Origin of the sequence: Adhaeribacter terreus, assembly GCF_042657365.1 — a bacterium.
In the GTDB taxonomy this organism is placed as follows: Bacteria; Bacteroidota; Bacteroidia; order Cytophagales; family Hymenobacteraceae; genus Adhaeribacter_A; species Adhaeribacter_A terreus.
Genome location: NZ_JBHSKT010000001.1, coordinates 170,952 through 191,935, shown reverse-complemented (window position 1 = coordinate 191,935; position 20,984 = coordinate 170,952). Strand labels below are relative to the sequence as shown.

Here is a 20,984-nt window from a genome sequence, read left to right as displayed (position 1 = left end):
TGAAAAAGTAAAAAGCTGCTCTGGATAACTCCAAAGCAGCTTTTTTTATGAAGAGGATTTTATAAGAATTACTTAACTACTATTTTACGGGAAGTGCTTTGGTTACCTGCTTTAATTTGCAGCAAATACATTCCTTTCGAAGCTTTTATTTCCAGTTCTTCGGAAATTTGTTTGTTTGTAACTGGTAGCTCTTTCTGCAAAATAACGCGGCCTAACAGATCAGAAACGCTTACTTCAACTTTTGAAGCAGAAATATTCTCGAGTTGCAGGTTGAATTTCCCTTGGCTTGGATTTGGAGAAATTAAAAGCTCTTTATGGGAGACTAACTCTTTTGTTCCGGTTACTTCAGCAGCTAATTTCACGATCCAATAATCCGAAGCGCCCTGAGATGGTTGACTCTTATCAATTCCAATTCCTGAATCTGAATCCCCTGCCCATATAAAACTTCCATCTGCTAATTGCAGTAGTTTTGAAGCGTTCTCATTACCACTGCCACCTATTGTTTGATCCCATAATTTATGCCCTAAGGAATCTATCTTTATTAACCACGCATCAGTACCTTGTGAAGGCTGTGTTTTATCTCCACTAATTGGGGAGTTAGACGTACTATTGATAAGGTAACTTCCATCCATGGTTTTAATCAGAGATCCAAGAATTTCTCTGTTACTCCCTCCAATTGTTTTATCCCACTGTTTATTACCAGTTGAATCAATTTTTATTATCCAAAGATCTCTGTCTCCGTAAGAAGATTGACTTTTATCGCCACTTATACCTGACTGTGAAATACCACCTAAAATATATCCTCTATCCGAAGTTTGTTGAATAGTTTTAATCAGATCATCATTACTTCCACCATAAGTCCTATCCCAAATTTTATTCCCACTCGCATTAAGTTTTACTATCCAATAATCTAATCCTCCTTGATTTGCCTGTGTTTTATCACTGCTTATTGGTGAATTAGAGGCTCCTCCTATAATAAATCCTCCATCAGAAGTTTTATCCATATAATATAAATAATCGGTGCTGCTTCCTCCAATCGTTTTATCCCAAACTTTATTTCCGTTGGAATCTATTTTTATTAACCAATGATCGAAAGTGTTAATAGACCCTTTATTCACAGCAGTTTTATCACCATTAGTATCTGTATTGGAATGACCACCAAGCAAGTAACCTCCATCTATAGTTTGAACCACTGAAGTAGGAATATCTTGTTTGTTACCCCCAAAAGTTTTATCCCAGATTTTATTCCCAATGGAATCTATCTTGACCACCCAATAATCTTCAAGCCCTCTATTATTATCACTTTTATCCGCACTATTGCCTGAATGAGAATATCCAATCATAATATAACCGCCATCAGAAGTTTGGTTTATAGAAGTTAAATAATCATAATAACTTCCACCAATCGTTTTATCCCAAACCTTATTCCCTTGATTGTCTAATTTCAATAGCCAATAATCTTCAGTGCCTTTACATATTTGACTTTTATCGCCACTAATACCCGATTCTGAATATCCCCCAAGTATATACCCGCCATCAGAGGTTTGCTGTAAAGATATTAGCCGGTCAACATCATTTCCCCCAAAAGTCTTATCCCAAACTTTAGCAGGAGCCGTTTGAGCATTAGAAATTAAAGATGAAACAGCAAAAGCAGCCACCAAACCAAAGCGCAGCCAGTTTTCAGATAAGAAAGTATAGCGTTTTTTCATGCGGCAAAGATAACATTTTGCCACAATTCGTAACAAAGATTCAAACCTTCACCCGCCGGAATAAACCCTTCAGCTTCCCGAACAGACTTTTTGGCTTCAAAACCCTACCGTTTTTTAAGGCTTTTGCTTTCATTTCCTGCACCAGCAATTCCTTTTTATCGCGGCAAAGCATGTGTTCAAACGCTTTAAGCGAAGTTTGCGCCGGAACCGGCCAGGTTTTTAAATGTAACAGATCGGCGTTGAAACGGTTGTAGCCCACTTTACCTGATAATATTGCTTCGAAGCCCAGTTCCTGCGCCGCGGCAACTATTTTTTTATGATTGTCGCCGAAAGCAGGCAACAGAAATTTTACCGGTTGGCCCGTTTCCGCTTCAAATATTCGTTTCTCTGCAGTTAGTTCTTCGCGGATTTCTGCTTCCGGTATTTTAGAAAGTGGAACTTGAAAAACGCTATGCAAACCGAGAGAAAAACCCGCAGCAACTACCTCTTGCCAGAATTTCCTGCGCTCCAGCTCCTGATCTTCATGGGTAGAAATAAAAACCGTAGCTGGAAAACCAGACGCTTTTAAATGCTGGAAAACGGTAGGATTTTGGGCCAGAAAAGTATCGGTAAAGGTCAGGAGCAACACGTGCCGGTGCCAGCGCTTGCGTTTTTTATCGTTTTCTACCAGCTCATCCAGGCTTACCACCGGCATTTTCTGTTTCCTGACCAAAGCCAGCTGAGCTGCAAATGCTTCGGCCGAAACGGATTGGATCTGGCCTTTGGCTCCAGCCCGTGATTGGTATTGCAGAATAAGCGCGTTATGCATACAAGCAGTTTTTAATTCCCCGAAAATTCAGAACTTCAACACATCTGCTTTTATACGGCAAACCACCAAAAGGATTTCATTTGTTATATATTTCGAAACAAAATTTATGCATTAGCGAAATCCTGCATTGTGATATGGTGCAACGACTAAGGCGCCATTGCTAATTTGCAGGCACAAAAAAACGCAGAACTTTCGTGCTGCGCTTCTGAAATATTGCTGTTAAACTTTCGCCGGAATTTGTTCCGCCACCACTTTTATTCCTTCCTTAAAAGTACGCGGCTCGTAACCCAACGCGTTACGGGCTTTATCGATAATAAAACCGGTGCGCGGCGGACGTTTAGCGGGTTGCACAAAATTGGCAGCGCTGGCTTCTTTTATGTAGCTTTTATCCAGGTTGAAATAATCGGCTACCTGCAAAGCCATTTCGTAAGGCGTTAAAAAATCCGGTCCGGAAAGGTTGAAAATGCCAGTAGCGTCCTTCTCCACGATCTGCCAGCAACCCATTGCCAGGTCTTCGGCCAGGGTTGGGCTGCGGAACTGGTCGTTCACCACCTGAATGGTTTTCTGGTTTTCCAGGTTTTCTTTCACCCATAAAACCAGGTTCGATCGGCCGTAATCGTGCACAATACCATAAACAACTACGGTTCGCGCAATGGCCCACGGTGTTTTACATTGCTTCACAAATTCCTCGCCGGCCAGCTTCGTTTCGCCGTAATAATTTACCGGCTTCGCCTCGGCTTCTTCGGTATAAGGCCCGTTTTCGCCATCAAAAATAAAGTCCGTGGAAACGTGCGTGAAATGAGTACCGTGCTTTTCGCAGGCTTCGGCCAGGTATTTTACCGCCGTAGCATTTTGCAGGTAACAAACCGCTTTCTGCTTTTCATCTTCGCAGATATCTACGTTCGTCTGCGCTGCAGTATTAATTATATGCGTTGGTTTAAAGCTTTCGAAAACGCGGTTTATGTCAGCCGGATCGGTAATATCCATGTTCTGGAATTGCAGGTTCGGGTAAACTTCAGCCAGCTTGTTTGCGCCTTTGGAAGTTGCCAGAATTTCCACTTCGGTTTTCGGCAGCAAAAGATCTACCAGTTTCTGGCCCAGCAATCCGTTCGAGCCCGTTATTAAAATGCGTTTTTTCATGTTCATTAATCAGGAATAAAATTGGGCGAAAGCCCGGAGTTTGCGAGCGATTTATTAAGCCGCCACCAATAACTAAGCTTTAATTTTTTTCTCTTTCTTTTCCTTTTTCTCTTTCACTTCCGTGCCCGGGTAAACGTAACCAAACTCTTTCGTGATCGCTTTCTTCTTCATCGTTTCCACTTTCACGGTCATTTTCACGTCAGTTAACGGCCGGTCGCGGAAATCTTTGGGCTGTTTAGCAATGGCATCTACCACGTCCAAACCTTTAATGGTCTGCCCGAAAACGGTATAGTTTCCGTCTAAAAAAGGCGTACCGAATTCGTTCTGCACAATATAAAACTGGCAACCGCTCGATTCTTTTTTCGGATTATCGGTACGGGCAGCAGCCAGCGCGCCTTTTACGTGTTTCAGCTCCGGCTTAAATTCCGCCGGAATCAGGTAGCCATTATTGCCCGCGCCATCGTCGTTCGGCGATTCGTTCTTGGTATTCGGATCACCACCCTGGATCATAAAATTATCGATGATGCGGTGAAAAGTAGTACCATCGTAAAAACCTTCTTTGGCCAGCTTCAGGAAATTGGCTTTGTGCAAAGGCGTTTCGTCGAACAAGATCAGTTTAATTTCGCCCTGCGGCGTGGTGATCGTAACCACATCATCTTTCTTCGAAGGCTTTTTCTTCTTCTGGGCAAAACTTACTGAAACCGTAAGCAAAACGAGTAAAAACGGTAGGGAAAAACGCTTAAAAAGTGACATGTTTTAATGTGCTAATAATTTAATGTGCTAATGTGCATTTTCTGGAACGTGAAGATGGGAAAATGATTTTAATTATGCCGGAATTTCTGCCAAAAACGGTATGGTTTTGCCATAAAAAACTACTACCTGGAAATGGATTACCAAAAAAATGTAGAGACGCCCTATTAGGGCGTCTCTACAAAATCGTATCCGTAAATTTTAAACCGATTTCCGTTCGAAGGTTTTCAGCCGGATCGGGTAAGCCAACGTGGCGCCGATCACAGAACCGCGGGTGCGTAATTTAGTTTTATGTCTGTTGTCGTTTTCCCGATAATCAATTTCAATTGCCATTACATCGGTAAAGCCCTGGCTGTAATAAATTGTAAAATCGAAACGGGCATTATTCCGGCTATAAAATTGCGTTCCCAAACCTAAATAAACGGCACTGCTTTTCCGGCGAAGGAAATTATAATAACTATAATCTATTTCTGAGGTTCCGTTGTAGGTATATCTTTTTAAAATAATAGAATCGGCCTCAGAACCAAAACGCGGAATCAAGTTGTAAACCATGCCTGCTGTAATGTATAGATCAAAATTCAACAAGTAATTACCTTTACTACGACCTAGATTTAAGGCATTTACAGTTGTGATCCGGCGTTGTACTAAAAGCTGCAATTGATTTGTCTGGTGAAATGCCGAGGAGCCATCCGGACTATCAGAAAAATTTTCTTTCGTTTTCTTATTTTTCATATGCCAGCCGGTCCAGCCCATATCTATGCCACTTTGCACAGTCCAGTCAGCATTTAATTTAAGCGCCAGCAAAACCCCAGGGCTCCATTCCATTCGTAAAGGCTTCACAGATAAACCTTCCGGATTTGGAAAATTCTGATCGAAACGGCAAAGCGGGGCTTGTCTTCCAATAAACGGTTTCAGGTAAAGAATTTTCTGGGCAAATACATTAGTGCAGCAGCTTAAAACGCAAATTACTACCAGGACCTTTTTCATAGTTTCAGCTTTAAGATTTCCCGGATAACGCGCCTGCACCAGCTTATATTATCACAAAATATTTTAAAAATTCACCCGGAAAAACGGTATGGTTTGGCCCTAAAAAAGTAAAGACGCCTTGGTAGGGCGTCTCTACGGTATTGTTCAAGAATTTGCGTTTATTAAATGCTGCCTCGGAAATTGCGCGACTAGATCTGTTTCTGCTGATTCCGGATATCTTCCAGAATTTCCTTGCCGCCTTTTTCCAACACAGTTTCAGCCAGTTTCTGACCTAAGGTTTCCGCTTCCGAAGTCGCGCCGCTGAACGTTTCTTTGATCATTTGCTGACCATCCAGGCTGATGATGCCGCCGGTTATGGAAATTTTGCCGTCGTGTAACGAAGCCAACGCGAACGAAGGAATGCTGCAGCCACCTTCCATGGTGCGTAAAAAAACGCGTTCGGTTTGTAGGCAATATGCGGTTGCTTCGTGGTTCAGAATGCTTTTCAGTTTTTCTTTCCGGGTCGGTTCCAGGTTTTTGGCGCTTTCTATGGCCACGCTGCCCTGCCCTACCGCCGGAATAAATTTATCCAGCGACAATGTTTGCGTAACCCATTTGGTGTATTCCATGCGATGCACGCCGGCGTAAGCCAGCAACATGCCATCAAACTGTTTCTCTTCCAGCTTCTGTAAACGGGTCTGCAGATTACCACGGGCTTCTACCGTTTTTACGTGCGGGTAGAATTTCTTCAGCAAAGCCCGGCGGCGCGTAGAAGAAGTTCCCACCACAATATTTTCGCGGTCAAGGCTGAAATTCGGGTCGAAAGAAAGCACTACATCACTCGGATTTTCGCGCTCCAGAAAAGCCAGTAATTCCAGGTCGTCGGCTAACGAACTCTGTACATCTTTGGCGCTGTGCACCGCAATATCAATGCTTCCATCGCGCAGGGCTTCTTCCAGTTCTTCGGTAAAAACGCCCTTCGACCCGATCTTCGACAGCGAAACATCCAGAATTTTATCGCCTTTGGTAGTAAAGATCACGATCTCGGTCTGCAGCCCCGCCGCTTTCAGTTTGTCTTCCACGTGGTAAGCCTGCCACAAAGCCAGCTTGCTGCCGCGCGTCCCGATCCGGATTGGTTTATCGAAAATTGCCATGTTTCTAATTAAGAATTAATAATTAAGAATTAATAATTTTCGCCTGAAAACTATGATTCTTGACCTTCATTATTGCGATGTCCCCCTTTGGAGGGGGTTGGGGGAGGATTTTTACGTTTCGTCATTTCGACGCAAGGAGAAATCTCTTGAGGAAGGTAGAGAAGCCAGAATAAAAACTTCTACCAACCTGATGAGATACCTCCTGTCGTCGGGATGACCGGATAATGTAATCCTCCCCCTACCCCCTCCAAAGGGGGACAAAAAATCCTGATACCTGATACCTGACACTTACTACCAGATACCAGATCACTTCATTTTCAAATACTTCGCCAGCGCCAACGATATATCTACGAAAGTCATTTTCGGGTTAGCGTTGCGTTCTATGTGGTAGTGCGCCTGGTTCAGTTCGTTGGTTAGCAAAGCTACGTTATTGGCGTGAATTACCTTGGAAAAGTTCTTCACGAAATCGGCTTCGGCGGGCGGCACAAAACCAACCAGCGACGGATCTACGCCAAAAAGCATCACCCTTCTAACCACCGAAAGTGCGTATTGCAGGAAATTCTTCTGATTTTCGCGGCCCAGCTTCTGAAAATCTTCGCTCATTTTAATAATGTTGGCCAGCTTTTCCGAGAAACACAAACGCATCCAGCCCACAAAAAACTCGAAATAATCGGAGGTCATTTCTGTGCAAAGCTGTCCTGCTAACCTTAAATTTCCTTCCGAAAGTTGGGCCACCTGTGCCGCTTTGGCTTCATCTACTCCGAAATTTTCCTGCACGTACTGCATGGTTTCTTCGGGCGTAAAAGCGCGCACATTTACCAGCTGCGTACGGCTCAAAATAGTAGCCAGCAGTTTTTCCGGCGAATTGCTTACCAACAGGAAAATGGTTTGCGCCGGCGGTTCTTCCAGCAATTTCAGCAGCGCATTCGCCGAAGTCGGGTTGAGCAATTCCGGCAGCCAGATGAGCACAATTTTGAAATCGGCTTCGAAGGCCTTCAGAGAAACCAAACGCAAAAGTCCGCGGGCTTCTTCTTTGGTAATATTGCCTTGCTTGTTTTCGGCGCCAATAAACTGCAGCCAGTCGTTCAACGAACGGTAGGGATTTTCGAGCAAAAACTCGCGCCACTCCGGCAGGAAATTCTGGCTCAGCGCTTCTTTTTTGGGCGTGTTCACCACCGGCATAATAAAGTGCATATCCGGGTGAACGAGCTTGTTTATTTTGGAACAGCTGCTGCAAGCGCCACAAGAATCGGTTTCCTGCTTATTTTCGCAGTTCAGGTACGTGGCATAAGCCAGCGCCAGCGCCAGATTCGCGCCGCCTTCCGCGCCCATAAACAGCTGCGCGTGCGCCACGTGCCGGTTCTTTACCGAGTTAATTAAAAGCTGCTTGGTTTCGGCGTGACCGATTATTTTTGAAAACTGCATAATTACCCCACCCCCGGCCCCTCCCCTAAAAACAGGGGAGGGGAACTGGAGGAATTGTTATTTATTTACTTTTTGTAGCTGAAATGCTACCGTTTTTTACTTTAAACCTCCCAGGTTTCAAAAACCTAGGAGGTTTTTACTTTATCCTGACTTTTTAGACCCGAAACCCTATCGTTTTACCGAAAAAAAGCTCCCTCCCCTGTTTTTAGGGGAGGGTTGGGGTGGGGTCAAAAATTCCGGCTGGCAGCGGTTTCTTCGAAAACGTGCGTCAGGATATCTTTTTCGGTCTGGTCGAAAGTTACGTTGCGGCGGGCCATTACTTTTTCGGCTACTTCAAAAACTTTGCGCAGTTGGTACGTTTCGAAGCCGGAAGCACCGCCCCAGGCAAAGCTTGGAATGAAGTTCCTTGGAAAACCGGAACCAAAAATATTGGCGCTCACGCCCGTAACGGTACCGGTATTGAACATGGTGTTGATGCCGCATTTGCTGTGATCGCCCATCATAAGGCCGCAGAACTGCAATCCGGTATTTTTGAAACCACCTTTCGCGTGGTTCCAGAGCTTTACGTCGGCGTAGTTGTTTTTCAGGTTGCTGGTGTTGGTATCGGCGCCTAAATTGCACCATTCGCCAATTACCGAGTTGCCTAAAAAACCATCGTGGCCTTTATTGGAAAAACCAAAAATTACGGAATTGCTGATCTCGCCGCCGACTTTGGAATGCGGGCCAACGGTATTGTCGCCGCGCATTTTAGCGCCCATGTTTACGGTAGAACCTTCGCAAAGCGCAAATGGACCTTTTATGAGCGAACCTTCCTGAACTTCGGAATTTTTACCTAAGTAGATCGGGCCGCTTTCGGCATTTAAAACTGCCGCCCGGATCTTCACGCCTTCTTCTATAAAAATATTTTCTTCGCCGTAAACAATGGTGTGCTTATCGTTTACCGGCTGACTTTTACGACCGTGCGTGAGCAGTTTGAAATCAGCTTTAATCTGCGCCCCGTTGAACACGAAAATTTCCCAGACATTTTGCAAAACTACGTGTGGCTCGGGCAATTCGCGGCGGGTAGCGGGCTCGTGGTCGTAAAGGTTCTGCGAGGAACCGAAAAACTCTGCACCGGCGTGTAAAGCAACCAACCGGCCTTCGCGCATCAGGGCTTCGCCGGGCATTAAGGCAGCAATTTCAGCGGCCAGAAAAGCATCCGGAAAAACGGCGCCGTTCACGTAAATATTGGCTTCGGTGGTTTTAGCCGGAAATTTGGTTTGCAGGTAGCGTTCCGTGAGGTAAGAAACCGGCTGCTTGGCAAAATGGGCCCACTTTTCAGCAAGCGTGAGAATGCCCACGCGGATCTCGGCTACCGGGCGGGTAAAAGTAAATGGCAGCAAATTCTGCCGTATTTCGGGTTCGTCGAAGAGGATCAGGTTCATGATACAAAAATAAAAAAGTCTTCCCGAAAACCTCGGAAAGACTTCTTAATATTCTGAAAGCAGAAAAACTTACGCTTTTTTGGCGTAACGCTGCTTGAATTTGTCGATACGACCTGCTGTATCCACGAAAAGGTTTTTACCGGTGTAGAACGGGTGCGAAGCAGAAGAAACCTCTACTTTAATTACCGGATACGTTTTACCGTCTTCCATGGTAATAGTTTCGCTTGAGTTCATGGTAGAACGGGTGATGAATTTGAAATCGCTGGATGTATCCTGAAATACCACCTCTCTGTACTCTGGGTGAATGTCCTTTTTCATTTTATAAATCGGTTAATTACTTTTTTCAACTTTCGGACTGCAAAAATAAAGTTTTTATCTGAAATTAAAAACATTCGGACTCAAATTTAATTTTTAACATGTAGTATTGTCATTTAAGTAAAAACTTGTGTATATTTGTTTTGCTGAAGACTGCAGCGCTATGACCCGGATATTTACGCTTATTCTTATTTGTTTCGCGTTTACCGCAACCTTTGCCGATGAATTGGGCGTTTCGCTTAATTTTTTCCGGGCGGGTTTTGAGGGTACCGATGTAAAAGTAGAATGGGAACTGGCCAACGAAACCGGCATTTCCGGCTACGAAGTTTACCGCAAACTAAACACCGAAACCACTTTTAAGCAAATTGGCGGCGGCAAAGTTACCGGCAACCGCCGCTATTCCCTGCTCGATACCGAGCTGCGTAATGTACCCAACCGCATTGGCACCATTACTTATAAACTAACCGTTGCCACTACCAACGGCGACGCTTCTTTTACCACGGCTTTCGTAAACAACCCGTCTTCGGTAGAACGTTCGTGGGGCAGCATCAAATCCATGTTCCGCTAATTTATCCTTTTCATGGAAACAGCTTTCAGCGCGCAGACCCGCATCCTCGATTCCGAGCAGATCCGCCAGAAAATTACCCGCATTGCTTTCGAGATCTACGAGCATAATTTTGAGGAAACCGAACTGGTAATAGTGGGCATTGCGCCCAACGGCTACGTTTTTGCCGAATTGCTGCACCAGGAACTTCAGAAAATTTCCCCTTTTGAACTTACGCTGCACCGTCTGGAACTGGACAAACAAACGCCCACGCAGCAAAATTTAACGCTTACCCCACAAACCGGAAACTTGCAAAACAAAGTAGTAATTCTGGTTGACGACGTTTTGAATACCGGCCGCACGCTGGCTTACAGCCTCCCGCTTTTCCTGGATGCACAGGCCCGCAAAATTGAAATTGCTACCTTAATAGACCGCCACCACACCTTATTTCCGGTTGCAGCTACGTATACGGGTTATTCTTTAGCTACCACGCTCAACGAGCACATCGAAGTTGCTTTCCCGGAAAACGGGAATTTTGCGGCTTACCTGGTTTAATGCTTAAATTGTTAAATTGTTGATTGTTTTTTTTGGAAATCAGCATTTCTAATTCTTAGCAGTTTTTGGGCTTAAAAGGATACCGTTTTGTCCGTCATCTCGACGTCAGGAGAGATCTCATCAGGTTGGTAGTTCAGTTTGCTATTGACTTTTGAAGCTCAAAAGCATACCGTTTCTGAATCGCGGATTTCTCAGATTTCGCGGATTTATCATTCAAACTTTCTAAACTTTTATGCAGTTTTTCCGGCGAAAAAGATACCGTTTTTTCTACCCTGCCGGATTGATTAGTTTGGTTTTGCTGCCGTTGCTGGGTTATATTTATTTTTACAGAAAAGATTCCTTTCAGAAACAAAACGCCTTCGATTTAAGACTAAAAGTCTGTTATGATGTATATCCGGATTCTATCAAATTCGCTACTATTGATTTTGGAAAAGATAAGATAGAAAACAAGAGAATTTTAGCAGAAGCTCAAAGCAACTTACGGCAGTTTAATATTGAAAGAGTAAAAACAACTGGGGTTAATCTGAATTTGAATGATGGCGCAAACTATCAGGATTTGATCAATGTATTAGATGTGTGCCATTCTGAAAAAGTAGATATTCTTTCTATAGGGAAAGGGACTTTAGCATTTATTTACGGGCCAGAGTTTCCTTATTAAATACCAAAAAGAAGTAAAGCCTTTAAATTTAAAAGAAAGGTTTCATTCTATTTTGCATGACTTTACAACTACAATTAAACAAGCAAAATCCTTCTGGCCTTCCGGCATCCTATATATAATAATGGTATCTTTAACCGCCCGAAAAGTCGTAAGACAATTCCGGAACCAACAACGAACAACTAGCAACTAATAACCCAACTATGGAGATCTGCTTTGCAACCAACAACGAGAATAAACTGGCCGAAGTACAGAAAATGCTGCCAGATACCATAAAGCTGAAAACGCTGGCGCAAATTGGTTGCACCGTAGAACTTCCCGAAACCCAGGACACGCTGGAAGGCAACGCCAAACAGAAAGCTCAATACGTGTTCGAGCATTTCGAAATTAACTGCTTTGCCGACGATACCGGTCTGGAAGTTTATGCCCTGAACAATGCGCCTGGCGTTTATTCGGCGCGCTATGCCGGCGAACAGCGCAACAACCAGGATAATATTAACCTGCTGCTGCAAAACCTGAAAGGCAAACACGACCGCAAAGCCCGTTTCCGGACCGTAATTACGCTTGTGCTGGACGGCGAATATTTCGATTTTGAAGGCGTGGCCGAAGGCGAAATTATTCATGAAATGCGCGGCACTAATGGCTTTGGTTATGATGCCGTTTTTATACCCGAAGGCTACACCCAAACCTTTGCCGAAATGAGCGCCGCCGAAAAAAACAAGATCAGCCACCGCGGGCAAGCCATTGCCAAACTGGTAGCTTATCTCAGCGAAAAATTCGGTACCGATTATTAACTGATATTACGCAAGATTTTTTGTCCCCCTTTGGAGGGGGTTGGGGGAGGATTTTTACATTATTGGAATTCAAATATTTAAAAACAAAAAATCTGAAATGCGTAATCCTCCCCCTACCCCCTCCAAAGGGGGACTTCTAACCTGATTGCGTAACGGCAGTTATTAATTCAAATACAACCCTTATAAAAAAAACGATATGGTTTTCAGGCCGAAAACTATATCGTTTTTATTTTTAAGATCCTCCGTTCAGAAATATTCTAAAACCGGAAAAACACGGCCAGGTTGCGCCATTCATTGCCGCAATAAACTATTCCCGCCGAAAACCTGTTCCGAAAGCAGTAATCATATAAACATTTTCAGTTAACTTTGCAGGCTGATTAATTTACAAAACAATGCAAAAACCATTTATCGTCGGAATTACAGGCGGAAGCGCATCCGGGAAAACCACTTTTCTGAATAAACTTTTAGCTTCTTTTGCTCCCGAAGATATTTGCCTCATTTCGCAGGATAATTATTACCACGACCGCGACCAGCAGATCACCGACCAAAACGGCATCATCAATTTCGACCTGCCCAGCTGCATCAACGCGCACGAATACGCCCAGGATGTTCTAAAAATAAGCCAGGGCGAAACGTTTACCCGCACCGAATATACCTTCAACAACCCGAACATAGTTCCGAAAGAGCTGGTTTTTAAACCGGCCCCGATCGTGGTAGTAGAAGGTATTTTTGTTTTCTATTTCGAAGAAGTAGCCAAACTGCTCGACCTGAAAGTTTACATAGACGCCAAGGAATACATTAAACTGCACCGCCGCATTTTGCGCGACAAAGTGGAACGCGGCTACGACCTGGACGATGTACTTTACCGCTACACTCACCACGTGGCACCAACCTACGAAAAATACATCAAGCCTTTTAAAAACGACGCCGACATTATTATTCCAAACAACAACCAGTTCGAGCGCGGCCTGGAAGTGCTGGTTTCTTTTCTGAATACGAAGATCGGAAAATAGTTATTGGTTGTTGCTTATTGAATTTTTGTCGAAAACGGCAGGATTTATTGCCTGAATCAGAAATTACCCCCCTAAATCCTCCCCTAATTCAGGGGAGGATTTTTTTTGCATTAGTGCCTTCTTTTGTCTTTGAACATGATTTATAGGATTATTGGGATGGGCATGATTTTTTGTTGTCAGAATTGGGATTCGTAAGATTTAGGGATTAATGGATTTAACCACCTCCAAGCCCTCTCCCGAAATTCTTCGGGGTATGCGACTTGAAAAGTAAGAGAGCTTTTCTATACTATGATTTCACGCATTTCGCCAGCGCAGCGTCGCGCGAAAATCACGTTATTAAGAAAGCCAAACTAAAAAAGAAGCTGGCTACGAAGGGGTATGATACCAGTTTCTGTGAGAGCGGCCTCCGCACTTTCCGACTTTTGCTTTAGCAAAATTGCGCAAGCAAAGGAAAGGGTGCAGCCGCGAACGCAGAAACGAAGCCCGCCCGGCTTGAGGGTGAAAATTAACTATGAAAGTTAAAAGCCAGATGACTAGCAGAAAAGGTATTTCAAAAACGCTAGCACTTTTAGTTGAAAAACTGCTGCCCGCCAACGAGGTCCTTCAGAGCTACGCTCGCAATCTTCGCGCTCCCGCGCTCAATTGTGCTCAGGATGACAGAAAAGAAAACGCTATGCTTTTCGGCTCAAAAACTCAATAGCAAACCAAACTACCAATCCGATGAGATCTCTCCTATCGTCGAGATGACGGAGAAAATTGAGATGACAAAAAAACGCTATACTTTTCAGCATAAAAACCCCTTCCCTTTTATCTTTTTTCAACACAAACCCTTACAAATTCTTGTGTTCCGGAAAAAACAATTAAATTTGTCTGGAATAATGCCACGCTTAAAAAACATATCGCTGCAACTTCGTTTCCTTTTATTAGGGCTAACGTTGCTTTCTGTGCTGTCTTTAGACAAGCGCGAAGTGGCTATTTACCTGGAAGAACCGGCTACGGAGCAACGTTTTAAAGCTGCGCCCGAGCAATGCGTAATTAAAGAAAAGGTTTCTTTTGAAGCTGTAACTTCTTTTATTATGCTACCGGAAGCTATTTTCCCGGATCTTATTTCCTTCGATTTTACGCCGGCGGTTGCTGCAAAAAAGTTCGTTTCGTTTGCCGTTCCGGTTGTTACTCCTTTATTTCAGCGTTTGCTGGCTACGAGTATTTCACCCAACGCTCCCTGACTTTTTCCCTTCAAAACCATAGCGTTTTCGGCTTCTGCTGAACGCAAACTCATTCTTTTTCAGGTAACAGGCTTTCTTTATTAAAAGCTACCGGTTCGCGGTTTTATTTATTTCGCCCGACAACTACCTGATACTCAAAACGTTTTCAATTTTAATTTCAATTTATAAACTCTAATGCGCAATAAACCTTTTATCATCACGCTGACGGTAATTGTGGCCATTTTATGTGCCTATTACCTGTCTTTCACGCTGGTATCGCGCGGGGTGCAGCAAAAAGCTGAAGCCTACGCCACCGATGCCAAAGGCAATGTGAACATGAACAAAAAGCAGACTTACCTGGACTCTGTCTGGAAAATGCCGGTGTTCAATTTCTTAGGTGCCGAATACACGTACCAGGATGTTCGCAAATCTGAGCTTGGCCTGGGTCTTGACTTAAAAGGCGGTATGCACGTAACCATGGAAGTTTCTCCGGTAGAAATTATCAAGGTAATGTCGGGCAACAGCAAAGACCCTAACTTCCTGAAAGCCATTTCACAAGCGCAGGAAGCACAGAAGAAAAGCCAGGAAAGTTTCGTTACGTTATTTGGCAAAGCTTACCGCGATATTGAACCACAAGGTCAGTTGAGCCGCATTTTCTCGAATACGGCCAACAAAGGCAAAATCTCTTACCAATCTACCAACGACCAGGTTCTGGCCGTGATCAATACCGAAGTAGAAAACGCGATCGACCGTTCTTTCAACGTACTGCGTACGCGTATCGATAAATTCGGCGTAAACGAACCAAAAATTCAGCGTTTAAAAGGTACCGGGCGTATTCAGATCGAATTACCGGGCGTAGATAACCCGAACCGGGTGCGTAAATTATTACAGGGTCAGGCAAAACTGGAGTTCTGGGAAGTTTGGAAACCGGAAGAATTCTCTCCTTTCTTTAGCCAGATGGGCGATTACCTGACCAAACAGGAAAAAGCCGGCAACCTGAAAGACCTTACCTCTACTGCTAAACCAGAAGAAGACGCTTTAGCTCAGTCAGCTGCAACAGATAATACCGATGCTTTAGCAGACGCTGCGGCGCAGGATTCAACTGAAGATGCCTTAGCACAATCGGCTGCAAAAGATACAAACGCAGTTGCTAAAACCGAAGACACCGCAAAAGCGGCAACAGCCAAAGCAGATTCTTTAAACTCGCAGCAAAGCAGCGTTTTAGCGAAACTTTTCACCCAGCTGCCAGGCGGTATTGGCTCTAACGTGCGCGATACAGCCCGCGTGAACGCCCTGTTCCGCAAAGCAGAGATCCGTTCGATCTTCCCTTCTAACATGCAGTTCTTATGGGGTGTAAAACCAATTGTAGCGCAGGATGGCCAGGAATTCCTGGAACTGTATGCCGTTAAAAAAGGCCGCGATGCCAAAGCTCCTGTTTCCGGCGAATTTATCAGCGATGCGCGTCAGGATTTCGATCAGCAGGGCCGCCCGGAAGTGAACATGCAAATGAACTCGGCCGGTGGTAAAAGATGGCAGCGTTTAACCGGCGAAAATATTGGTCGTCAGGTTGCAATTGTGCTCGATGATTATGTGTATTCTGCTCCGGTGGTACAGTCAGAAATTGCCGGCGCCAGCTCTTCTATTTCCGGTAACTTTACTATTGAAGAAGCCCAGGATTTAGCCAACATTCTGAAAGCCGGTAAAATGCCTGCTCCAACCCGTATTGTGGAAGAAGCTATTGTTGGTCCTTCTTTAGGCCAGGAAGCTATTAACCAGGGTCTGATCTCTTCGGTTGCGGCTATTGTAGTGGTAATGTTGTTCATGATCATGTACTACGCCAAAGGTGGTTTAATTGCCAACCTTGCCCTTATCTTCAACGTGTTCTTCATTGTTGGTATTCTGGCGCAGCTTAATGCTTCGTTAACGTTACCTGGTATTGCCGGTATTATCTTAACCATTGGTATGGCCGTAGATGCGAACGTACTGATCTTTGAACGTATCCGGGAGGAACTTTCCAAAGGCCTGAGCATGAAAGATGCGATCCATAAAGGTTACGACAAAGCTTTCAGCTCTATTTTTGACTCCAACGTAACTACGTTATTAGCTGGTATTATCCTGTTCTACTTCGGTTCTGGTCCGGTAAAAGGTTTTGCTACCACGTTAATGCTGGGTATCGCTACTTCCTTCTTCACGTCGGTTTTCGTTTCCCGTTTATTCGTAGAGTGGCTGGCTAAAGAAGATGGTTCTGGCGTAAGCTTCTCTACAGGCTTTTCTAAGAACCTGTTCAAGAACTTCAACTTCGACGTAATTAAGCACCGCAAAAAAGCTTATGTATTCTCTATTGCCATGATTCTGTTCGGTTTTGGCGTAATGATCATGCAGGGCGGCCCGAACTTAGGGGTTGACTTTACCGGTGGCCGTTCGTACATCGTAAACATGGACCAGGATATTGCGGCCGATAAATTGAAAGAAGCGTTAACGGCTGATTTTAAAGAATCTGGTACCGAAGTGAAAACGTTTGGCGCTTCTAACCGCTACAAGATCATTACCAGCTACTTAGCCGACGACGAATCTGCCCAGGCAGACCAGGCCGTAGAAGCAGCGCTGCAAAACGGTCTGAAAAAATACAGCAACCTGAACCCAACCATTTTGAGCTCTTCTAAAGTTGGGGCAACCATGGCAGACGATATTCAGAAAACTGCTTTATTAGCTGTACTTCTTTCGTTCATCAGTATTTTCATCTACGTAACCATCCGTTTCCAGGACTGGTCTTACGCTTTGGGTGGTATTGTGGCCTTGATCCACGACTCCCTGATGGTAATTGCTTTCTTCCCGATCGCGCGTTTGTTTGGCCTGCACTTAGAAATGGACCAGGTTTTTGTGGCTTCTATTTTAACGATCATCGGTTTCTCTATTAACGATACCGTAGTAATCTACGACCGTATCCGGGAGTACCTGACCGATAATCCGAAGCTGAAATTCCGCGACATTGTGAACCCTGCTTTGAACGATACTTTCAGCCGTACCATTATTACTTCGTTAACCGTTTTAATGGTAGTAGTTATCCTGTTCATTTTTGGTGGCGAAACCCTGCGCGGCTTCTCTTACGCCATGATCATCGGGGTACTGTTCGGTTCGTATTCTTCCCTGTTCATTGCAACGCCAATTACGCTGGAAACTGACCCGGATAAACGCCGCGACAAACGTCAGGCCGCCATTGTACCAACTCCGGTTCCAAGCCAGCAGAAAGTGCGCTAATTTATTTTAAGCTATCTCGGCAAAACGTAACGTCGCTTTGCTTTTCCCGGAAGGAACCTGCGAATTATATTCGGCGGGTTCCTTCTTTTTTTTCAATCTTTTCTAATAGTTCCTGAAACAAACATTTATGCTCCTAAAAACCCAAACGCACATTAAAGACTTCCTGTTAATAATTGCCGGTATCGTTTCTGCCACCTTTGGCCTGGAAGGATTCCTGCTTTCCAGCCACTTTATTGATGGTGGTGTTACCGGTATTTCTATGTTGCTGGCTTCTATTTTTGGTTTTGGTTTACCCGTGCTGATCGTGCTGCTTAACCTGCCCTTTATTTTTCTGGGTTACCGGCATATTGGTAAGCGTTTTGCCATAAAAAGTACCCTGGCCATTCTGGGTTTATCGGTGGCGCTGGCCACGCTGCACTTCCCGGACATGACCCATGACAAGCTTCTGACGGCGGTTTTTGGCGGTTTTTTTATTGGTTTGGGAATTGGTTTGGCCATGCGCGGCGGCGCAGTTTTAGATGGCACCGAAATTCTGGCGGTGTTAGTAAGCAAGAAATCGCCGTTGCTGAAAGTGAGCGACGTGATCCTGATCCTGAACATTGTGATCTTTACTTCGGCGGCTTTTTTCCTGGGCATAGACGTGGCGCTTTATTCCATTCTTACCTACTTTGCCGCTTCTAAAATGATAGACTTTGTGGTGCAGGGTATTGAAGAATACACCGGAGTAACCATTATTTCCGGCCAAAGCGAACAGATAAGGCAGGCCATTACCGAAAACCTGGGCCGTGGGGTAACTATTTACCGGGGCAAGCGCGGTTACGGTGCCCGCGGCGACCGCGATCTGGAAATGGATATTATTTACACCGTTGTTACCAGGCTGGAAATTCCGGAACTGCGCAACGAAATAGAACAAATAGACCCGAGAGCTTTTATTATTCAGCAAAGCATTAACGACACTACCGGCGGTATGGTGAAGAAACGGGCTTTGCATTGATTCGATTTTTCGATGGTTCGAGGTTCGAATTTTCGATCGTTGAAAATGGTATGCTTTGGAATGAAAAAAGTCAGGCTGATTGGCCTGACTTTTTTGCATTGAAATGATAGCGTTTTGAATTACTGCACTACTTCAACCCAGCCTTTGTATTGTTTTCCGGTTTCGGGATTTCTTAAAAGGTAGTAATAAGTACCGTCTGCTATTTTCTTATCCGGCCAGTTATTCCGGTAATCTTCCGCTTCGAATAATTTCACGCCCCAGCGGTTGTAGATTTGCAACTGCCATTTCCCTGCTGGCAATGCTGAAATTTTAAAGGTTTCATTCCAACTGTCGTTGTTCGGTGTAATTATATTAGGTAACCATGTATTTGGAGATAAAGTTGATTGGCAATGTTTAAAAGTAACCTGAACAGTATCTGAAGTAACGCAATCGTTCAGCATAAATTTAACCCAATATTTCCCACTTTGATAAACTGTTAAAGTTGAATCGGCACTACCGTCGCTCCAAAGGAAAACGCCAGGTTGCTTGTCAGTTTTTAAAATAACTGCATCTCCTTCACAAGCTTCTATATCTTGGCCAAGGGAAAATTGAAGTACAGGCTTAATAGTTGCCGTTACCTCAGTTCGTGGACCTTCACAACCAACATTATTGACAACGGCAACATAATACGTTGTAGTAGCGCTTAAATTCGGGGTAGCAAACGTTCCGGAGGGGTTTATATAAATTGCAACACCACCCGTAGCAACATTATACCAGGCATAATTACCACCTGAAGGAGCACCTGTTGCTGACAAGGTTACAGAACCGGCCCCACAATTACTCCCATTTGTAACTATCGGTGAGAGGACGCAGGGGGGCGCTAATTTTACCACCCAAATATCCAAACCACCTTTAGAAGGCTGGCTTTTATCGCGGCTTACACCTGAGTCCGACCTTCCGCCCAAAATAAAGCCTCCATCAGAAGCTTGCTGAAGCGAGTAAAAAAAATTCAAATTACTTCCACCAATGGTTTTATCCCATTGTTTGCTACCGCTGGCATCCAACTTTACAACCCAGTAATCGACATTACCTTGCGAAGACTGGCTTTTATCGCCACTTATCGCTGAACTAGAATACCCACCTAATATATATCCTCCATCACTTGTCTGCTTTAGGGAGAAAAGTACATCACTATCATTTCCTCCAAAAGTTTTATCCCAGAGTTTATTGCCGTTTACATCAAGCTTAACAATCCAATAATCATCGCTACCTCTGGAAGCTTGCCCTTTATCGCCACTTATTCCGGACTTAGAATATCCTCCTAAAATATATCCTCCATCAAAAGTCTGCTGAAGGGATAAAATTTCGTCCCTTTCACTTCCGCCAAAAGTTTTATCCCAGATTTTATTACCATTGGCATCAAGCCTAACTACCCAAAAATCTTCACGGCCTCTATTAGCCTGGCTTTTATCGCCGCTGGAACCAGAATCAGAATATCCTCCTAAGATATAACCCCCGTCAGAAGTCTGCTGAAGTGAGTGAAGCCTATCAGAATAACTTCCACCAAAAGTTCTATCCCAAATTTTATTGCCGTTGGCATCAAGTTTTATAATCCAATAATCACAGGAATATATTGATCCTATATTAGCTTGGCTTTTATCACTGCCGATACTGGAATAAGAATATCCACCTAAAATATATCCGCCATCAGAAGTCTGCTGTAATGAGGAAAGTATATCCCTTTCACTTCCACCAAAAGTTTTATCCCAGATTTTATTACCATTGGCATCCAGCTTTACAATCCAATAATCTTCAAAGCCTCTATTAGCCTGGCTTTTATCGCCGTATATTCCAGAGTCAGAATAACCTCCTAAAATATACCCCCCGTCCGAGGTCTGATGAAGTGGAAATAATTCATCCTTATTGCTTCCTCCAAAAGTTTTATCCCACATTTTATTGCCACTGGAATCAAGCTTTACAACCCAATAATCTGTGTTTCCTCTGGAGACCTGACTTTTGTCACCGCTTATATTTGAACTAGAAGTGCCGCCTAAAATATACCCTCCGTCAGAAGTCTGCTGAAGGGAGTAAAGTCCGTCATAATCGCTTCCTCCGAAGGTTTTGTCCCATTGTATAGCCGGAGGGGTTTGCCCCTTAAGGTCTAAAATAAAGAAAAATAAAAGCACAATGAGTACAATTGAATTAGGCCAATTTACGGGGAAGAAATCATTGCATTTTTTCATTGATTGCTATTAATTAAGAGCAGAATCAAAGCTAACAATTTTTGCCTCAATGA

At 44.0% G+C, this 20,984-nt stretch carries 19 protein-coding genes; 9 read left to right on the top strand and 10 right to left on the bottom strand.

Going from position 1 to position 20,984, the window contains the following annotated elements; translation table 11 throughout:
* Window positions 1-68: 68 nt before the first annotated feature.
* From ACFPIB_RS00915 to ACFPIB_RS00875, 9 genes are all read right to left on the bottom strand, one after another.
* A complete protein-coding gene (locus ACFPIB_RS00915) occupies window positions 69-1,709 on the bottom strand; it encodes a T9SS type A sorting domain-containing protein (RefSeq protein ID WP_378015532.1) in 1,641 nt (546 codons plus the stop codon).
* A 40-nt stretch (window positions 1,710-1,749) separates the two neighbouring features.
* A complete protein-coding gene (locus tag ACFPIB_RS00910) occupies window positions 1,750-2,517 on the bottom strand; it encodes a polysaccharide deacetylase family protein (protein ID WP_378015531.1) in 768 nt (255 codons plus the stop codon).
* Window positions 2,518-2,736: 219 nt separating this feature from the next.
* Window positions 2,737-3,657 (bottom strand): SDR family oxidoreductase, encoded by a 921-nt coding sequence (locus tag ACFPIB_RS00905; protein ID WP_378015530.1) that lies wholly within the window; start codon window positions 3,655-3,657, stop codon window positions 2,737-2,739.
* A gap of 72 nt (window positions 3,658-3,729) precedes the next feature.
* Window positions 3,730-4,410, bottom strand: coding sequence for a peptidylprolyl isomerase (locus ACFPIB_RS00900; protein WP_378015529.1), 681 nt, complete (start codon window positions 4,408-4,410; stop codon window positions 3,730-3,732).
* Window positions 4,411-4,608: 198 nt separating this feature from the next.
* Window positions 4,609-5,394 carry a hypothetical protein gene (locus tag ACFPIB_RS00895; protein ID WP_378015528.1) on the bottom strand — a complete coding sequence of 262 codons (786 nt, stop codon included), beginning with the start codon at window positions 5,392-5,394 and terminating at the stop codon, window positions 4,609-4,611.
* Between the two features lie 188 nt (window positions 5,395-5,582).
* On the bottom strand, window positions 5,583-6,527 hold the full coding sequence (gene hemC, locus ACFPIB_RS00890; protein WP_378015527.1) for a hydroxymethylbilane synthase: 945 nt from the start codon (window positions 6,525-6,527) through the stop codon (window positions 5,583-5,585).
* Window positions 6,528-6,833: 306 nt separating this feature from the next.
* Window positions 6,834-7,952 carry a DNA polymerase III subunit gene (locus ACFPIB_RS00885; protein WP_378015526.1) on the bottom strand — a complete coding sequence of 373 codons (1,119 nt, stop codon included), beginning with the start codon at window positions 7,950-7,952 and terminating at the stop codon, window positions 6,834-6,836.
* Window positions 7,953-8,179: 227 nt separating this feature from the next.
* Window positions 8,180-9,376: a GlmU family protein gene (locus tag ACFPIB_RS00880; RefSeq protein ID WP_378015525.1), complete on the bottom strand. Its 1,197-nt coding sequence runs from the start codon at window positions 9,374-9,376 to the stop codon at window positions 8,180-8,182.
* Between the two features lie 69 nt (window positions 9,377-9,445).
* Window positions 9,446-9,694 (bottom strand): type B 50S ribosomal protein L31, encoded by a 249-nt coding sequence (locus tag ACFPIB_RS00875; protein WP_378015524.1) that lies wholly within the window; start codon window positions 9,692-9,694, stop codon window positions 9,446-9,448.
* A 160-nt stretch (window positions 9,695-9,854) separates the two neighbouring features.
* Between ACFPIB_RS00875 and ACFPIB_RS00870 the strand changes: the two genes are divergently transcribed.
* The 9 genes from ACFPIB_RS00870 (at window position 9,855) to ACFPIB_RS00830 (ending at window position 18,709) form a co-directional block, all read left to right on the top strand.
* Window positions 9,855-10,259: a hypothetical protein gene (locus ACFPIB_RS00870; protein WP_378015523.1), complete on the top strand. Its 405-nt coding sequence runs from the start codon at window positions 9,855-9,857 to the stop codon at window positions 10,257-10,259.
* Between the two features lie 12 nt (window positions 10,260-10,271).
* The gene (locus tag ACFPIB_RS00865) at window positions 10,272-10,790 is read left to right on the top strand and encodes a phosphoribosyltransferase family protein (protein WP_378015522.1); all 519 of its coding nucleotides are present in this window, start codon (window positions 10,272-10,274) and stop codon (window positions 10,788-10,790) included.
* 232 nt (window positions 10,791-11,022) lie between these two features.
* Window positions 11,023-11,448 (top strand): hypothetical protein, encoded by a 426-nt coding sequence (locus ACFPIB_RS00860; RefSeq protein WP_378015521.1) that lies wholly within the window; start codon window positions 11,023-11,025, stop codon window positions 11,446-11,448.
* Between the two features lie 200 nt (window positions 11,449-11,648).
* Entirely contained in the window at window positions 11,649-12,239 is a 591-nt protein-coding gene (locus ACFPIB_RS00855) for a non-canonical purine NTP diphosphatase (protein WP_378015520.1), read from the top strand.
* A 392-nt stretch (window positions 12,240-12,631) separates the two neighbouring features.
* Complete coding sequence (locus tag ACFPIB_RS00850; protein WP_378015519.1) at window positions 12,632-13,252, top strand: uridine kinase family protein; 621 nt, start codon at window positions 12,632-12,634, stop codon at window positions 13,250-13,252.
* Between the two features lie 511 nt (window positions 13,253-13,763).
* Window positions 13,764-13,952, top strand: coding sequence for a hypothetical protein (locus ACFPIB_RS00845; protein WP_378015518.1), 189 nt, complete (start codon window positions 13,764-13,766; stop codon window positions 13,950-13,952).
* A gap of 178 nt (window positions 13,953-14,130) precedes the next feature.
* Window positions 14,131-14,478: a hypothetical protein gene (locus tag ACFPIB_RS00840; protein ID WP_378015517.1), complete on the top strand. Its 348-nt coding sequence runs from the start codon at window positions 14,131-14,133 to the stop codon at window positions 14,476-14,478.
* Between the two features lie 174 nt (window positions 14,479-14,652).
* Window positions 14,653-17,715, top strand: a complete 3,063-nt coding sequence (secDF, locus tag ACFPIB_RS00835) for a protein translocase subunit SecDF (protein ID WP_378015516.1) — start codon at window positions 14,653-14,655, stop codon at window positions 17,713-17,715.
* Between the two features lie 127 nt (window positions 17,716-17,842).
* The gene (locus ACFPIB_RS00830; RefSeq protein WP_378015515.1) at window positions 17,843-18,709 is read left to right on the top strand and encodes a YitT family protein; all 867 of its coding nucleotides are present in this window, start codon (window positions 17,843-17,845) and stop codon (window positions 18,707-18,709) included.
* Window positions 18,710-18,828: 119 nt separating this feature from the next.
* Here ACFPIB_RS00830 and ACFPIB_RS00825 read toward each other — a convergent pair whose 3' ends face one another.
* The gene (locus tag ACFPIB_RS00825) at window positions 18,829-20,931 is read right to left on the bottom strand and encodes an Ig-like domain-containing protein (protein ID WP_378015514.1); all 2,103 of its coding nucleotides are present in this window, start codon (window positions 20,929-20,931) and stop codon (window positions 18,829-18,831) included.
* Between the last annotated feature and the right edge of the window lie 53 nt (window positions 20,932-20,984).